This window comes from Microbacterium enclense (assembly GCF_004022425.1).
Classification (GTDB): Bacteria; Actinomycetota; Actinomycetes; order Actinomycetales; family Microbacteriaceae; genus Microbacterium; species Microbacterium enclense_A.
The window spans coordinates 21,163-37,020 of the sequence record NZ_RBZY01000007.1 but is presented as its reverse complement, the minus strand read 5'-3'; the positions used below and the strand labels follow the sequence as shown (position 1 = coordinate 37,020).

At 70.0% G+C, this 15,858-nt stretch carries 18 protein-coding genes; 11 read left to right on the top strand and 7 right to left on the bottom strand.

Annotation, left to right across the window (positions count from 1 at the left end; translation table 11 throughout):
• Positions 1–122 precede the first annotated feature (122 nt).
• On the bottom strand, positions 123–1,130 hold the full coding sequence (locus D8Y23_RS02945; RefSeq protein WP_128216685.1) for a phosphotriesterase: 1,008 nt from the start codon (positions 1,128–1,130) through the stop codon (positions 123–125).
• Positions 1,131–1,213: 83 nt separating this feature from the next.
• Between D8Y23_RS02945 and D8Y23_RS02940 the strand changes: the two genes are divergently transcribed.
• The 8 genes from D8Y23_RS02940 to D8Y23_RS02905 all read left to right on the top strand — a co-directional run bounded on the left by D8Y23_RS02940 (position 1,214) and on the right by D8Y23_RS02905 (position 9,587).
• Positions 1,214–1,984 (top strand): amidohydrolase family protein, encoded by a 771-nt coding sequence (locus D8Y23_RS02940; RefSeq protein WP_128216684.1) that lies wholly within the window; start codon positions 1,214–1,216, stop codon positions 1,982–1,984.
• Positions 1,981–2,442 (top strand): cytidine deaminase, encoded by a 462-nt coding sequence (locus D8Y23_RS02935; RefSeq protein ID WP_128216683.1) that lies wholly within the window; start codon positions 1,981–1,983, stop codon positions 2,440–2,442. The genes D8Y23_RS02940 and D8Y23_RS02935 overlap by 4 nt, the downstream gene beginning before the upstream one ends.
• The gene (locus D8Y23_RS02930) at positions 2,439–3,038 is read left to right on the top strand and encodes a cysteine hydrolase family protein (protein WP_128216682.1); all 600 of its coding nucleotides are present in this window, start codon (positions 2,439–2,441) and stop codon (positions 3,036–3,038) included. The genes D8Y23_RS02935 and D8Y23_RS02930 overlap by 4 nt, the downstream gene beginning before the upstream one ends.
• Before the next feature lie 124 nt (positions 3,039–3,162).
• Entirely contained in the window at positions 3,163–4,737 is a 1,575-nt protein-coding gene (locus D8Y23_RS02925; RefSeq protein WP_164878118.1) for an ABC transporter substrate-binding protein, read from the top strand.
• A gap of 60 nt (positions 4,738–4,797) precedes the next feature.
• Positions 4,798–5,844 (top strand): ABC transporter permease, encoded by a 1,047-nt coding sequence (locus D8Y23_RS02920; RefSeq protein WP_128216680.1) that lies wholly within the window; start codon positions 4,798–4,800, stop codon positions 5,842–5,844.
• Positions 5,837–7,564 carry a dipeptide/oligopeptide/nickel ABC transporter permease/ATP-binding protein gene (locus D8Y23_RS02915; protein WP_240663743.1) on the top strand — a complete coding sequence of 576 codons (1,728 nt, stop codon included), beginning with the start codon at positions 5,837–5,839 and terminating at the stop codon, positions 7,562–7,564. The genes D8Y23_RS02920 and D8Y23_RS02915 overlap by 8 nt, the downstream gene beginning before the upstream one ends.
• Positions 7,561–8,337 (top strand): ABC transporter ATP-binding protein, encoded by a 777-nt coding sequence (locus D8Y23_RS02910; protein ID WP_128216679.1) that lies wholly within the window; start codon positions 7,561–7,563, stop codon positions 8,335–8,337. The genes D8Y23_RS02915 and D8Y23_RS02910 overlap by 4 nt, the downstream gene beginning before the upstream one ends.
• On the top strand, positions 8,334–9,587 hold the full coding sequence (locus D8Y23_RS02905; RefSeq protein ID WP_128216678.1) for a metal-dependent hydrolase family protein: 1,254 nt from the start codon (positions 8,334–8,336) through the stop codon (positions 9,585–9,587). Before D8Y23_RS02910 ends, D8Y23_RS02905 begins: the two co-directional genes overlap by 4 nt.
• A gap of 15 nt (positions 9,588–9,602) precedes the next feature.
• Here the strand turns inward: D8Y23_RS02905 and D8Y23_RS02900 are convergent, their stop codons facing one another.
• The 5 genes from D8Y23_RS02900 to D8Y23_RS02880 all read right to left on the bottom strand — a co-directional run bounded on the left by D8Y23_RS02900 (position 9,603) and on the right by D8Y23_RS02880 (position 13,449).
• Positions 9,603–10,286: an alpha/beta hydrolase gene (locus D8Y23_RS02900; RefSeq protein ID WP_128216677.1), complete on the bottom strand. Its 684-nt coding sequence runs from the start codon at positions 10,284–10,286 to the stop codon at positions 9,603–9,605.
• A gap of 15 nt (positions 10,287–10,301) precedes the next feature.
• Positions 10,302–10,805, bottom strand: coding sequence for a RidA family protein (locus tag D8Y23_RS02895; protein ID WP_128216676.1), 504 nt, complete (start codon positions 10,803–10,805; stop codon positions 10,302–10,304).
• On the bottom strand, positions 10,802–11,440 hold the full coding sequence (locus tag D8Y23_RS02890; protein WP_128216675.1) for a cyclase family protein: 639 nt from the start codon (positions 11,438–11,440) through the stop codon (positions 10,802–10,804). Before D8Y23_RS02890 ends, D8Y23_RS02895 begins: the two co-directional genes overlap by 4 nt.
• Before the next feature lie 7 nt (positions 11,441–11,447).
• On the bottom strand, positions 11,448–11,816 hold the full coding sequence (locus D8Y23_RS02885) for a cupin domain-containing protein (RefSeq protein ID WP_128216674.1): 369 nt from the start codon (positions 11,814–11,816) through the stop codon (positions 11,448–11,450).
• Between the two features lie 118 nt (positions 11,817–11,934).
• Entirely contained in the window at positions 11,935–13,449 is a 1,515-nt protein-coding gene (locus D8Y23_RS02880) for a sodium:solute symporter family protein (protein ID WP_128216673.1), read from the bottom strand.
• Positions 13,450–13,723: 274 nt separating this feature from the next.
• On the opposite strand from D8Y23_RS02880, the gene D8Y23_RS02875 reads away from it, so the two are divergent.
• Positions 13,724–13,987, top strand: a complete 264-nt coding sequence (locus tag D8Y23_RS02875) for a type II toxin-antitoxin system Phd/YefM family antitoxin (protein WP_128216672.1) — start codon at positions 13,724–13,726, stop codon at positions 13,985–13,987.
• Between the two features lie 3 nt (positions 13,988–13,990).
• Positions 13,991–14,254 carry a type II toxin-antitoxin system RelE family toxin gene (locus D8Y23_RS02870; RefSeq protein ID WP_128216671.1) on the top strand — a complete coding sequence of 88 codons (264 nt, stop codon included), beginning with the start codon at positions 13,991–13,993 and terminating at the stop codon, positions 14,252–14,254.
• A 7-nt stretch (positions 14,255–14,261) separates the two neighbouring features.
• Here D8Y23_RS02870 and D8Y23_RS02865 read toward each other — a convergent pair whose 3' ends face one another.
• Positions 14,262–14,918, bottom strand: a complete 657-nt coding sequence (locus D8Y23_RS02865) for a TetR/AcrR family transcriptional regulator (protein WP_128216670.1) — start codon at positions 14,916–14,918, stop codon at positions 14,262–14,264.
• Positions 14,919–15,004: 86 nt separating this feature from the next.
• On the opposite strand from D8Y23_RS02865, the gene D8Y23_RS02860 reads away from it, so the two are divergent.
• Positions 15,005–15,844: an urea amidolyase associated protein UAAP1 gene (locus D8Y23_RS02860; RefSeq protein WP_128216669.1), complete on the top strand. Its 840-nt coding sequence runs from the start codon at positions 15,005–15,007 to the stop codon at positions 15,842–15,844.
• Positions 15,845–15,858: the final 14 nt, after the last annotated feature.

Sequence of the window (15,858 nt, the reverse complement as noted above, 5' to 3'; positions counted from 1 at the left end):
ACGCCCGGAGGAGCGCAGATCGAAACAGTCCCGCAACACAGGCGGGCGAGCATGGGCACGTGCTCCAGCTCCACCCCGTTCCGCCGCCGTGTCCGCGGATGCCGGGAAGCCGGGGCGGTGCCTCAGCCGCGGTCGAGCAGCTCGGCGGGTTCGGTCACGAGCATGCGCTCGAGACGGGACGAGGGCACACCGGCTCGCTCGAGAACGGGCACGACGCGTCGCACGACGTGGCCGTAGCCCATCCCGCCGTGACGGGCGAGCTGTCCCTTGGTCCACACCGAGGACGACAGGGTGATGCGCGCCTCCGGCCGCGCCTCGCACAGCGCGAGGAGGAATGCGATGCGCTCGCCGTCGGTGGCATCCCGCGCCCCGTCGGCGAAGTAGTTCTCGCTCCCGAAGGCGAACTCGACGACCGCGCCGGTGTCGACGATGTCGTGCACGTAGGCGGCATCCATCACCTTGTCGATGTTGCAGAACAGGATGCGGCGCGGGTCCAGCCCCTCGGATGCCAACAACGCCGCCACCTCCGGCCCGCGGCGGGCTGCCGCGTCGAGGCGGATCGAGACGGCGCACCCGGCTTCGGCGGCGGCGGATCCGGCGGCCCGCAGCGCGCGTTCCTCCGCGAGCGTGATGTCGGCGCTCGTTCCCATCAGTCCCAGAAGACCCGCACGCACCGTGCTGCCCGGGATCGACTCCGACAGCGCGCGCGAGAAGACCGCCCGCATGTCGTCGTCGCTCTGCTGTTTCCAGCTCTCGGGCAGCGTCTTGTCGATGTAGCTGCCGAAGGCCGCGACGACGTGCATTCCGGCCCGCCGCGCGATGTCGGGCAGCCGCGAGGGGTCGGGTCCCATCCCGACCGACGTGGCTTCGACGACCGCCCGGAGCCCGTCGGCGTGAGCCCGGGCGAGTTCGTCGACGGCGACGTCGGCGGAATCCAGGTGGAGGTTGTCGGCCGAGGCCAGCCAGTTCCAGCGCAGGTCGCCGAGGTTCTCGGGTCGGACGTCGCCGTCCCACCACTCGCCGCCGCGCAGCGGTCGCCGCAGGTGCCGCGAGTCGGCGAGCAGATGCTCGTTCGTCGATGTGCGCCCGAGCTGGGCCGGCTCGACGGGGCCGAGAACGGTCTGAATCATGACGGGGTCCCCGGGTTTCGGTTTGGATCCAGTTTGGTGTCAAATGGATCCTATCAATGGTACGTCCATCAAGGAGGCGCGCGATGAAGATCCTCGACGCATACAACACCACCCAGAACGTCCGCGGGCGTTCCGACTATCTGACGGGTGCGCGCCCCGGCGAGGAGCCGCCCGCGCACGTCCCGTTCGATCCGAAGCGCATCCTCGACCGGATGGATGCCGCCGGGGTCGACATGGCCATGGTCTGCTCGCTGGCCCAGCGCATCGAGAACGACTTCATCATCGGTCTGCAGGATGCCCACCCCGACCGTTTCATCGGATTCGGCCAGGTCATGCCGCAGGCCGACGACGCGATCGAGGAGATCACCCGGCTGGCGGAAGCCGGCATCCGGGGTCTCAAGCTCCACCCGAGCATGCACGGCTACCACGTCGCCGATCACGGACTGCTCGACCCGGTCTTCCGCGAGTGCGCTCGGCACGGGATGACGGTGATCATCAACGCGCTCGACGACGCGTTCTGTGCTCCGTTCGCGATCGAGGAGATCGTGAAGGACCACCCCGACGTGCCGACGGTCATCGCCCACATGGGAGCGGTGTGGAACGTGCCCGAGGCGATCATCGTCGCGGAGCGACGCGAGAACGTCTACCTCGAGACGTCGGCGACGCTGATGGCCGACGTCAAGCGCGCCTACGCTCGCCTCGGCGCGGAGAAGATCCTCATGGGCACCGAGTGGCCCGGCTCCGATTTCGATATAGAGCGGCTGAAGATCTCCAAGGTCGTGACCGACCCCGCCGACCGTGCCCTGGTCGAGGGTGGGAACCTCGCCCGTCTGCTCGGCATCGACGCGTCATGACGGTCTCGCCCTCCCGTCCCGTCCTGGGCGGCACCCCCGACGGCATGGACGAGGCGGATGCCGAGCTCCTCGCTCTCGCGCGGGATCTGCTGCACACCCGCTATGCCGTCGGCCGGCACGAGGTCGCCAGCGCCTTCCGTCTCGCTGACGGCTCGGTCGTCACCGGGCTCCACGTCGAGTCGAGTTCGGGGCGGGCGTCGGTGTGCGCCGAAACCGCTGCGATCAGCGCCGCGGCGATCGCGGGAGAGTCGGTGTGCTCCGTCGTGTCGGTGTTGCGCCGGCCGGTGGGCACCGAGCACCTCATCGAACCGTGCGGGGTGTGTGCCGAACTGCTGCTCGAGCACGCGTCCGAGGCCCGGGTGTGGGTCGCCGCGGGGGAGGGGCATCGGGCCATCGCGGTCACCGAGCTGCTGCCGTTCGCGCACGTGCGCACCGGGCGCCGCGGAGCCGTGGCATGACGGCGGTGTGGGAGGGGGTCGAACGCCCCGTCCTCGTCGTGGTGGACATCCAGGGGGGAGCCGGAACCGAACCGACCGCCGGAATCCCGGTCATGGATGGTCGGGCCGAGCGTGCTCCACGTGTGCGCGATCTCATCGCCACGTGCCGCGAGAACGGCGTTCCGGTCGTGTTCATCCAGGAGGTGCACAAGGCGAGCCTCGTCGACATCGGACGTGAGCTGGACGGCGCCGAGGGAGTCCATTGCATCGAGGGGGACCCCGGAACCGAACTCGCCTCGTGGCTGCAGCCGCGTCCCGAGGAGTTCGTCATCCGCAAGCGCCGCTACTCCGCGTTCTTCGCGACAGAGCTCGAGCTCGTCCTGAAGTCGTATCGTGCGGACACGGTGCTGCTCGTGGGCGGCCTCACCGACGTCTGCATCCACTACACGGCCATCGATGCGCATCAGCACGACTATCGCGTACGGGTGCTGACGGATTGCGTGGCCGGGTCGAGCCGACCGGCGCACGACGCCGCGCTGACGGCGATCCAATACGTGCAGCGCGACGCGCTCGTGCTCGCCTCCGACGTCACGGAGTGGCTGCGACGTCGATCGTAACGACTTGTAACCGGCGCGAAACAAAATTGGATGCGTAATTAAACATTTTGGATCCAAACTTGACCTGCGCGCCGAAGTGGCGATGCGACCCCACGCTTTACCCGAACCCATGGGAGAACCCCTCATGACGAGAACACGGATGCTCGCCGGCGTCGCCCTCGCGGCCGCAGCGGCTCTGACCGTCACCGGCTGCGCCGCCTCCACCGCCCCCGAAGCGAGCGGCGCACCGGCGACCGACACCATCAACACCGAGATCTGGTACGCCCCGGCGACGTTCGATCCCGCTAAGGCTTCAGCGACCTCCGACGCCTACATCGCGCGTCTGGGGTTCGACACCCTCCTGCGGCAAGGTGACTCGGAGCCCCTGACCGGCGGTCTCGCCACCGAGTGGGACGTCGCATCGGCGTCGGACTACACCTTCACCATCCGCGACGGCGCGACGTGTGCCGACGGGACCGCCATCACCCCCAGCGTGGTCGCGGCATCGTTCGAGTACCTCGTCGGCCTCGAGGACAGCGGCGCCAAGACGTGGAAGGCTCAGGCGTTCGGCCAGGGCGCCCCGACCTTCGTCGCGGACGACGCCGCCGGAACGGTGCAGATCACCCTGAGCCAGCCCTACTCGCAGATGCTCAGCGGCCTCACCCGCCCCGGAACCGGGATCATCTGCCCCGCCGGCATCGCCGACCCCGAGGGCCTCGCAGCCGGAACCGTCGCCGGGGCCTTCTCCGGCCCCTACACCCTCGCGGAATCCGTGGCCGGCAAGAGCGCCACCTACACCCTCCGGGACGACTACGACGCGTGGCCCGCCTGGACGACGGTGGAGGGCGAACCCGCCAAGACCATCAACCTCACCGTGCAGTCCGACCTCAACACCAGCGCCAACCTGCTCGAGGCCGGTGGCGTCGACATCGCGCGCTTCTACGACTCGAACTACACGCGCTTCGAGGGTGTGGACGGCTTCAGCGACGTCACCTTCTCGAGCTCGGCCTACAACCTCGTCTTCAACCAGGACCCGGCTTCGGGCTCCGTCTTCGCGGGCGACAAGGCCCTGCGCACCGCGGTGACGCAGGCGATCGACCCGGAGGCGTTCAACCAGGCGTCCCTCGACGGGCTGGGCGAGGCGCAGTACACGGTGAACAGCGCGAACTACTCTTGCGCGCTCGAGGAGCCGTCGCTCCTGGGCAGCTACGACCCCGCCGCAGCGGCCCCCGTGCTCGCGGGCAAGACCATTCGCCTCCTGATCATGTCGAACTGGGACCCCGCCGCCGACTACCTGGCCGAGTCGCTCCGCGCCGCCGGTGCGACGGTCGAGGTCAGCGCTCCGGACCCGGCCGACTGGTCGAAGCAGATGCGCACCCAGCCCGAGACGTGGGACCTCGCGGTCGCCGCCGAGAACGCCGAGGCGGGCCTCATCCACCTGTCCATCGCGCGCTACCTGGGCCCGACCTACGCCGAGGGCGGAACCAACGTGGCCTACACCGACAACCCGGAGGGGCTGGCCGCCTACGAGGCCGGCATGACCGCGACGGACCAGGCGACGCAGTGCGCGGAGTTCGAAGAGGCGCAGCGCACGATCCTCGAACGCGTCGACATGATGCCGCTCATCACCGACACCCACCGCTATGTCTCGCGTGCCGGCTTCGCCAGCTACGTGCTGTCGGGCTACTGGGACCCGTCGGCGATGCGCATCACCGGCTGACGCCCGCCCCGTTCCACCACCCCCATCCCGCCCGGACCGGACCTTCGAGAAGAGGACGCGATGACCCACGCGATCGCCGACACTGCCGAGACCTCCGGTCCGGGCACCCCCACGACGGATGATCCGCCACGCGCGGCCGGCCTCGGCCGCGCGTGGCGGGCATTCCTCCTCCGCCGCGGCGTCGGTCTCGTCGTCAACCTCGTGCTCCTCGTGGTCGTCACCTTCCTCATCGTGCAGCTCATCCCGGGCGACCCGGCCACGGCGATCGCGGGGGAGAGCGCGTCGCTCGCCCAGGTCGAACTGGTCCGGACACAGCTCGGGCTCGATCAATCGCTCCCGGTGCAGCTGTGGACGTACGTCACCGCCGTCGCCCAGTTCGACTTCGGCGACTCCTTCAAATACCGCATCCCGGCCATGGACGTCGTCATGGCGGCGGCGCCGAACACGCTCGCTCTGACGATCCCCGCCGTCGTTCTGCTGCTCGTGCTGGGCCTCGCGCTGGGCATGACCGTAGGGGTCCTCACCCGTAACGGCCGGCACCGCGTTCTGGATCACGCCTTCAACGGCGTCACCGGGCTCGTGTCATCCATCCCCACCTATGTGCAGGCGACGGCGTTCGTCGTCGTCTTCGCGGTGTGGTTGCGCGTCCTGCCGCCGGCGTATTCGCCCGCGTACACGCTCGGGACCGCCGCGATCCTTCCCATCGCCTCCCTGACCCTCGGCGGACTGTGCTCCGTTGCGCGCATCGTCCGGCGAGAGACCGCCGTGATCCTCGAACAGGACTACATGAGGTCGGCCCGCGGCTGGCGTCTCCCGTCGCTCACCATCTACGGGCGGCACATGCTCCCCAACCTCCTGACCACGGCCCTCACGCTCTCGGGCATCATCCTCACCGCCCTTCTCGGTTCCGCGCTGATCACGGAGGCGGTGTTCGCCTGGCCGGGGCTCGGGAGCGTCATCGTGCAGGCGATCGCCATCGACAAGGACTACCCCGTCATCCGCGCCGCCGTCTTCGTCATCGGAGTCATCTCGCTCCTGACGACGCTCGTCATCGACATCGTGCTCGGCGTCATCGACCCCCGAACCCTGGGAGAGCAGCGTGGCTGACACCCTTCCCGCCGCCCTGCTCGCCGACGTTCCGTCGCGCCCGCGCACGTTCCGGTGGAACCTGCCGCTGGTCACGGGCCTCGTGCTCCTCGGTGCCGTCGCCGTTGTCGCCGTCTTCGCGCCCGTCGTGTTCGGGACTGCGGCGACGCAGCTCGGCGGGCCCCCGAACCTGTCCTCGACGCCGGAGCACCCGCTCGGTACCGACACGCTCGGCCGGGACATGCTCGCCCGCACCCTCGTGGCGACCCAGCCGACCGTCCTCATGGCGGCGGCGGCCACCGCCCTCTCCGCGCTCGTCGGCATCGCGCTCGGTGTGGCGACGTGGCTCGCGCCGCGGCGTCTGCGCGAACTGAGCCTGCGCGGCATCGAGTTCGCGATCAGCTACCCCACCATGCTGGTCGCCATCATCATCGCGGCCATCCTCGGCCAAGGCGTGGTGCAGCTGGTGGTCGCCATCGCGATCGCCAACATCGCCGGTTTCGCGCGTCTGACGGCGAACCTCGCGGCGAAGGTCGCGTCGAGCGAGTACGTGCAGACCGCGCGCCTGCTGGGGGTCTCGCCCTTCCGTCTCGCGGTGCGGCACATTCTGCCGAACATGGCCGAGCCGACTCTCATCCTCATCGCCGGAGCCTTCTCGGGCGCGCTCGTCGAGATCTCCGGCCTGTCCTTCCTGGGTCTCGGCGCCCCGTCGCCGGCATTCGACTGGGGACGTCTGCTCAGCGAGGGACTCAGCAAGATCGTCGTCAACCCGATCGTCATCGTGGGTCCGGCCGTCGCCCTGACGATCACCTCTCTCGCGGCCCTGCTTGTGGGAGACGGCCTCGCGGCGGCCGCCAACCCGCGATCGAACACCGGCCGGGCGCGTCTGGTCTCGGCGGCCGGCGGGCGGTCCGTCGTGGGCGATGCGGAGGACCTCGTCGTGGTCGACGGCCTCGACGTCCAGCACGCGGACTCCGGCCGCGCCCTGGTCTCCGACGTGTCGTTCACGATCCGCCGCGGCGAGATCCTGGGCATCGTGGGCGAAAGCGGGTCGGGCAAGTCCGTCACCGCCTCCGTCGTCGGCCGCCTCCTGGGCGAGGGGCTGCACGCGCGTGCGCGCACGCTGACGCTCGACGGAACGGATCTCACCGGCCGCGTGAGCGACCGCTACCTGGCCGAGCGCATCGCCTTCGTCTATCAGGACCCCGGCACCGCCCTCAATCCTGCTCTCATCCTCGGCATCCAGCTCACGGACGTCCTCCGCGTGCGGCTGCGGCACACGAGACGTGCGGCGCTGTCCATGCTGGTCGGCGGCTTCAGATCGGTCATGCTCACCGATCCCGAGGGGCGGCTGCGGCAGTATCCGCATCAGCTGTCCGGTGGGATGAAGCAGCGGGCCATGATCGCCTCGGCGATGAGCACCCGACCTGCGCTCCTCATCGCGGACGAACCGACGACCGCCCTGGACGTCACGGTGCAGCGCGAGGTCCTGACCCTCCTCAAGCGTCTGAACACGGAATCGAGGACGTCGATGCTGTTCATCTCCCACGACCTCAGCGTCGTCCGGGCGCTGTGCGATCGCGTGCTCGTGATGAAGGACGGGGAGATCGTGGAGCGCATCGACGACGTCCGCGGCATGTCCGAGGAGTCGGTCCACCACCCGTACACGCGGAGGCTCTTGGCCTCGTCGCCGGTCGTACAGACGCGCGTCGGCGCTACCGGAGAGGAAGGACCCCGATGAGTTCATCGATGGTGTCCATCGACGACCTGCGGGTCGCGTACGGCACCGTGACGGTGCTCGACGGTGTTTCCTTCGCCGTCCCCCGCGGTCGGACGCTCGGCGTGGTGGGGGAATCGGGCTCCGGGAAGTCGACGTTGGCGAAGGTGCTCGTGGGTGTCGCGGCTCCCACGAGCGGCCGGGTCGAGGTCGACGGGACCGACCTGTCGCGCGTGCACCGCGGCCGGGCGCTCTATGCGCATCGCCGGCGCGTGCAGATGATCCCGCAGGACCCCTACTCGTCGTTGTCGCCGCGGCGCACGATCGGGCAGACGCTCGCGGAGGCCCTCGACCCGCGGCGCGGAAGCGTGGCGCGGTTCGAGGAGCGGATCGCGTCGGAGCTGCGGCGGGTGGGTCTGACCGCCGACATGATGCACCGGTATCCGCACGAGTTCTCGGGTGGTCAGCGTCAGCGCGTCGCCATCGCCCGCAGCCTCGTCATCGACCCCGCGTTCGTCATCGCCGACGAGATCACCTCGGCCCTGGACGTATCGGTCCAGGCGCAGATCCTCGAGTTGCTCGCCGCGATCAAGGCCGAGCAGAACCTCACGATGATGTTCATCTCGCACAACCTCGCCGTCGTCCAGCGGGTCAGCGACGACGTCGCGGTGATGCATCGCGGTCGCATCGTCGAGAGCGGGCCGGTCGAGCAGGTGTACGCCGATCCGCAGCACTGGTACACGCGACGTCTCCTCGAGGCCGATCCGGGGTCACCGGGATTCCGGTTGGTGGCATGACGGCTCGACTCCCCGACGTCCCCAGCGGAACGGAAGAACTGCGTCTGGTCGGAGGCACTCTCATCGACGGCACGGGTACGGCCCCCGTCGACGACGCCGAGGTCGGCGTCAGCGGCGACCGGATCGTCTACGTCGGTCCCCGTCGCGCCGGCGCACCCGGGCGTGAGATCGACGTCCGGGGCCGCTGGGTTCTCCCCGGTTTCATCGACGCGCATGTGCACCTCGTGATGAGTACGAGTGTGGATGCCGAGCGCCAGCGCCTCTGGTTCCCGGAAGAGGCCGTGATCGCCGCCGTCGGCAACCTGCGGGCGACCCTCGACGCCGGCGTGACGACGGCGCGCGACCTCAGCGGACTGACGCCGGGTTATCGCTCCGCGATCGCGTCCGGGGAGATCCTCGGCCCGCGCCTGCACCTGGCGATCGCGATGCTCTCGCCGACGGGCGGGCACGCCGACCCGGTCCATGCCAACGGAACACTGCCGGTGTGGGCGGAGAGGGGCCTGGCATCCGGGGCGGCCGTCGTGGACACTCTCGACGAGGTCGTGCGCACCGTCCGCGCGCTCGTGCGCACCGGGGCGGATGTCATCAAGGTGTGCACGTCGGGTGGGGTGAGCACGCCCCACGATTCCCCGAGCGATGCCGGGGTCCCGCGCGAACACGTCGCCGCGATCGTCGCCGAGATGGCCGGCCGCGCGGGGCAGCCCGTGACAGCTCACGCGCAGAGCGACGCCTCCGTTCGAGCGGCCGTCGAGGGCGGGGCCGCCAGCATCGAGCACGGGTACGACCTCACGGCCGACACCATCGCTCTGATGCGGGAGCGGGGAGTCGTGCTCGTCCCGACCCTCAGCACGCTGTTGCGGACGCCGCCCGGGCCCGCGGATGCCGCTCGGCTCGCGCGTCAAGAGCGCGGTCTCGCCTCCATCTCGGCGGCGGTCGCCGCGGGGGTCCCCGTCGCGCTGGGAACGGATGCCGGCATCCACGCGCAGGGGCGCAATCTCACCGAGCTCGCCCACCTCGTGCGGGTCGGCCTGTCGCCGCTGGAGGCGGTGCGCGCCGGGACACTGGTCGGCGCGCGCCTGCTGCGACTCGAGCACGCGCTGGGCTCGGTCGAGCAGGGCAAGCTCGCCGACCTCGTGGTCACCGACGTCGATCCGCTCCGCGACATCGGGGCCTTGGCCGATCCGTCGCGAGTCCGCACGGTCGTCCAGGGCGGCCGTCTCGTGAAGGACCTCGACGGCCTCGCCCAGTGAGTCGCTCCGACCCGTTCAGTTCGAGACGGCGGAGAGGGCCTCGGTGATCGTGCGGACGACCGCCTCGGGCGCCGCGTGCGGCACCGCGTGGCTCGTGGGAACCGTCACGATCTCTGCTCCGGCGCGAGTGGCCATGTACGTCTGCGCCTCGGGGTGGATGTGCTTGTCGCTCGTCGCCAGGAGGTACCACGACGGGCGGTCGCGCCACGCCGGAACATCGCTGCGCTCGGTGAAGATGGCGTCCGCCGACGTGCGCCGGTCCTGCACTTTGCGCTCCCACACCTCGGCGGGGACGTCCCAGGAGAGCGCCTCTCGCGCTGCGGGCGAATCATCCGGAATCCAGCTCCCGTCCTCGCCGCGGCTGAACCACCGGCCCACCTCGGCCTCGGGGAACTCCCCGACGAGCTGGTTGACGCTCTCGCCCTCGTCCGGCACCCAGGCCGCGACGTACACGAGACCCCGCACGCGCGGGTGGGTGCCTGCTCCGGTGATGACGGCACCGCCGTACGAGTGTCCGACGAGGAGCACGTCGTCGTCGGCGGCGTCGACGAGGTGGCGTACCGTCGCGACGTCGTCGTGCAGAGACTGCGATGGGCCGTCGAACGTGGTGGAGGAGATCCCCGCCTCCTGCAGGAGCGGGACGACGGACGACCAGGATCCTGCACTGCCACCGGAACCGTGGACGAGGACGATGTGCATGAGGGCTCCCGGGTGTCAGGGGGTGGGGCGGGCTTCGAAGCTCAGCCAGAGTTCGAAGCTGTTGCGACGGGTCAGGCTCGTCGCGCCGATGCTCGCGCGGCCGACGGCGCCGATCTCCGGGCCGAAGACGTCGAGGAAGAGATCGGTGGCGCCGTTGGACACGTCGTTGAGGCGGTCGAACTCCGGCCCGCACAGGACGAAGCACAGCGCCCGCGAGAGTCCGGCGACCGCGTCGAGCGAGCCGACGGCGAGGCGGATGAGGCCGAGACTGTTGATCGCGGTCTGTCGCGCGGCCTCCTGCGCCTGTTCGAGCGTCACTTCGCTTCCGACGAGGCCGGGGTGGACCTGGACACCCGCGCGCGATTCGGGCGTGATGCCGCTGAGCTCGACGAAATCGCCGGTCCGGTGGAACGCCTTGAGGCTTTGACCGTAACGGCCGCCGTATGGCGGATTCGTGTAGTCGGGGATCTCGAGCCCGAGTTCGAGGGCGCGTCGTTCGGCCGAGAGGGCAGCCGTCACGGGAGGTCCTGCATGAGGATCGTCGGCGCGGGAGCCGCCTCTCGCCCCTCGAAGGGCACCGGCTGGCAGACGAGGTAGTAGTCGCCCGGCTCCGCCTCGGCGAGGTTGGCGTTCTCGAGGATCACGACGCCGGCCTTGCACAGGATGACGTGCGTCGGCCACTCGACGGTGTGGTCGGGCGCCTCCATGGTCATGTAGTCGTTCGCGGCGAACACGACGCCGTGGTCGACCAGCCATTGCGCGCCCGAGGGGCCGAGCCCCACCCACGTGGAGCTCTTCTCGGTTCGCGTGAGCGCGTCCGTCGAGTTCCGGGTCTTGAACAGGACCCGCTTCGCTCCCTCGGCTCCGGCGGCGATCAGATCGTCGGCGGTGATCTCCTTCTCGACGTGGCGGAGGTCCAGGACCCGCGCCTCGCCGACGGTGTGGTCGATGGGAAGGGAATCGACCGTCGTACCGCCCTTGACGAAGTGGCTCGGCGCGTCGACGTGCGTCCCGGTGTGGGCGCCGATGAGCCACCGAGAGACTTCGCTGGGACTGGTCTCGGTGATCTCCTCGACCATCTCGTAGGTCGGACGGCGTCCCCAGTGGAGCATCTCGGGATGGACGGGGATGCTCAGATCGATGATGCGTCGCATGTCGCGATCACGCCTCCGGCTTGTAGACGACGTAGAGCTTGCGGACGGGCTCGACGACGCTCCAGACCCCGGTCCACCCGATCGGGAAGTACGCGGCACTGCCGGCGGTGAGCTCGACAGCCTCCTCACCGTCGCGCTGTACCGTCATGCGGCCGGCCAGGATGTGGACGATCTCGCCCCGGGTCAGGAACTCCCACCGCGACGTCCCGGGATCGCTCTCCCACACGCCGGAGATGATCGTGCGGTCGTCGTTCACGAACTGCACCTTGCCGCGGACGATGATCTCGCCCGACAGCGGTTCGGCGTTCGGTGGGGCGAGGGGCTTGGCCTCGAGCTCGGCGGCATCCAGCTCGGCGGGACGGATCACGTGGGTCACGATTGGATCCTAAACGTACAGTAATGGATCCGCAACCGCACCGACACGCCCATGACGACCGCGAAAGGGCCGGGCTCGCCGCTCGGCGTCGCCCGGCCCCGCGAGGTCGGCGTGCGGGTCAGGACGGCGCCCCCACCTCGACCTTCTCGGATGCCTCCCGCTCGGCTTCGAGGTCGGCCAGCACGGCCAGTTCGTGGTCGAGTTCGGAGGACCGGCGGGGAATCGCGAGGCCCAACGCGACGTACGTTCCGAATCCGACGAGGGCCGAGACGAGCGTCGCCCAGCCGTCGAAGTCCGCGCCGATGACGTCGTTCGGGATGTACAGGATGTCGTTCGGCACGCCGTACAGCGTCGGGGTGAGCGCCAGCAGCGTCATGCGCACGACGAACCCGACGGCCATCGCGCCGAGGGCGGCGACCGCCCCGGGCCGCTTCCAGAACACCCCGATCAGGAACGGTGCGGCGAGGCACGCGAGCATCAGGTCGAACGCGAGGGTGAGCAGGATGCCGGTCTGGCTGACGCGGATGGCGAGGAAGGCGCCCATGATCACGAACGGGATCATCGCGATGCGCGTCCAGCGCAGGAGCGGGTCGGGGCCCGTGCCCGTGTGGCGACGGACCGTGAAGACGTTGCGCACCGCGATCGCCGAGGTCGCCAGCATCGCGCCGGATGCCGTCGAGAACGACGCCGCGACGATGCCGGAGAGCACGAGGATCGCGATGATGGGCGGGGCGTAGTCGCCGAGCAGCGTGTACAGCACGGGGCCGTTCTCGACCGAGATGCCCAGCGTCGACGAGACGCTCAGGGCGACGATGGCGAAGACGGTGCCGATCGCGGCGGTGAGTCCCGCGGCGATGAAGCACGAGCGCTGCGCGACCGTGGGGCTCTTCGCCCCGAAGATGCGCTGCATGAAGTCGATCGCGACGATGTCGCCGATGGCGAGCGAGATCAGCGTGGCCCAGTTGATCGGGGCGCCTGCGGCGGGGTCGCTGAGCTGCTGGAGGTCGAACGGGCCCATCCCCTCGGGGATCACGATGCCGTAGGACGCCGCGACCCAGGCGAGCAGCACGATCGCGGCCACGATGGTGATCGCCGTCTGGATCGCTGCGGTGTAAGCGTCGGAGAACAGCCCGCCGGCGACGGTGTAGGTGAGCACGAGCAGCACGGCCAGCACGACGCCCCAGGCGTACGGGATCCCGGCGAAGTGCTCGAGCAGGAAGCCGCACGCCACGAGGTTGCCCGCGAGGAGCACGGTGAACGACACGATCATGAGCACGGATGCCAGCACCTCGACGGGGCGTCCGTAGCGCAGTCGGAAGAAGTCGCCGAGGGTGAACAGCTTCATGGCGTTCATGCGCTTGGCGAGGAAGAGCCCGGTCAGCAGGAGGCACAGGGCGAGGCCGATGGCGAGGGAGGCCCCCGACCAGAAGCCGAACTGCGACGTGAGGTCGGTGTTTCCGACCGTGGCGTTGGCGTCGACCGCGGCCGCGGTGAGCGAGACCGCGACGAGCGGCACACCCAGGCGCCGCCCGGCGACGAGGTAGTTCGCGCTGTCGCCGTCGACCTTGCGGGCCACGGCGACGCCGACGACGAGAATGAGGACGACGCTGACGGCGACTCCGAGGATGATCATGGCGGGCTCCCGGCGATGAGGGCGGTTCGGGTTTCTATTGCTTGACAGAAACGATCCGCTCGCCGAGGTCCGCCGTGGTTTCGGCCGTGTAAAAGGCGCGTGAAATCGCCCGCGGCGCGGGGGTCCGGCGCCTCGACCCGCGAGACTGCGCGCCGCTGACATCTCGGCTGGAGGCTGCGGGGGGCTTGTCGGTCGGTTGCAGTCTCGTGGGGGAGGCGGCCCGCGCAAATCGTGCAAGATGTACATCTCGACGCAATTAGGTGAGAATAGACGCATGAGCCGTGTAGCCATCAGCGACGCCCGAGGGCGTCTCGCCGCGATCGTCGACGATGCGCGCACGGAACCCGTCTACCTCACTCGGCGCGACCGACCAGTCGCCGCGGTGGTGGACGCCGCGCAGTTCGAACGGCTGCTCGAGGATGCCGAGGAGCTCGCGGACATCCGTGCGGTCGACGAAGCGTGGGAAGAAACCGATCGGTTGGGCGAGACGCCCGTCCCCTGGGACGACGTCAAGCGCGACCTCGGTCTGATTCCGTGACGTATCGGATCCAGGTCCTCCCGTCAGGTCCTCCCGTCGGCGGTCCGCGCCATCAAGAAATTGCCCCCGGAGGCGAAGCGTCGCATCCAGGCCGTGATCGAGCTACTCGCGGACGAACCGCGCCCGCCCGCAGCCAAGAAGCTGACGGCCCGGCCCGAGTGGCGGGTGCGTACCGGCGACTACCGCGTGCTCTATCGCATCCAGGACGACGTGCTCACCGTGGTGGTCGTTCACGCCGGCCATCGCCGCGAGGTCTACGAGAAGTAGGCCGGACTCAGCCCAGCGCCGACAGCACCGCCGGACCCGCGGCGGCCGCACGCTCGCGCGTCGCGGCGTCGAGGTCGAGAACGCGCAACGCGGCGGCGGCGATGGTCGTGGCATCCAGGGTCGCCGTCTGGCCCCCCTTGCGCTGCAGGATCACGCTCTCCACTAGCGCCAGCACGAGCGCCGCGCCGGCGGCCGCGCGGGCGGCGTCGAGCCCGCACGCGGCCACGAGCGTGCGGTAGGTCGTCTCGAGCTCGCTGCGGCGTTCACGGAACGGCTCGAACGCCGCGTCCGACACCTCCGGCAGCAGATACAGCCCGCCGGTGTTGTGCGGGGCATCAGCCAGCAGCGTGACGTCTGCGACGCACAGCGCCCACAGGCGTGCGGCCGGTTCCTCGTCGCGGGCGAGCAGCTGCGCGGCGACGTCGAGCGAGGGCTGCACGGTGTCGAGCAACAGCGCGAGCAGGATGTCCTGCTTACGGGCGAAGTGGTGGTAGAGCGTCGCCTGACGGATGCCGGCGGCCTCGGCGATCGCGTGGGTGCTGGCCGAGGCGTACCCGCGCGTGCCGAAGAGGGCGGCCGCGGCGGCGAGGACGTCGGCGCGCGTCCCAAGTCCGGTGGGGGAGGAGCCGGATGCCCGGGGTCGTCCGGTTCTCGTCGGCGCCATGCCCCCACCGTACCCGGGAGCCCTCGTAACGCCGCCGAAACGCGGGCCTGTTCTAATACCTGTCAATCGACAGAAAGAGGTGGCGCATGGACGGTCGTGTCGACGCACTGGGAGACGTGGGGCGGGCCCGCGAGGACGCACGGGCCCGCGCCGCGCGATCCGAATGGATGCCATATCTTCCGCCCTACACCGCCCCCTTCCGGCCGGAGGGCGTCGCGGACGACGACCTGCGCTGGGCCGAGACGGTGGCCCCCGGCGGCTACACGCATCTGCGCGTCGCCCGCGGGACGCGACTGCGCTTCACGGATCCCACCGGCGACGCGTGCGCCACCGTGCTGCTCTTCAACGCCGTCGAACCCGGCGAGCGCCTCAACGTCGCCGACACCCAGAAGATCCCGTGGCAGGCGTACCTGGGCGAGGGGCATCCGCTGCTCTCCGGCGACGGGCGTGTGCTCGCGACGATCGCCGCCGACACCTCGGGCCACCACGACGCCTTCTGCGGCACCTCGAGCGACGCGTACGCGATCGAACGGTACGGCGACGCCGCGCCCGAGGGGCCGTCGCCATCGGGCCACGGCCTGCTGCGGCTCGCCGCGAGCAAGCACGGGCTGACCGTGCGCGACCTGCCGCCGGCGGTGTCGTTCTTCCAGGGGGTGCGCGCGAACCCCGAGGGCGACCTCGAGTGGCTCGGTTCGGCTGGCCCCGGGGCCTTCGTGGAGCTCGTCGCGGAACTGCCGCTGATCGTGCTGGTCGCCAACGTCCCGCATCCGCTCGACCCGCGCGAGGACTACGTCGTCGGTCCGCTGCAGGTCACCGCGTGGGCGTCGCAGCCGACGGGCGAGGAGGATGCCGTGTTCTCCCTCACCCCCGAGCGCGAACGCGCGTATCGCAACAGCATCACGTACGCCGCCCTGGCGGGGATCTGACGAGGAGCAGCACC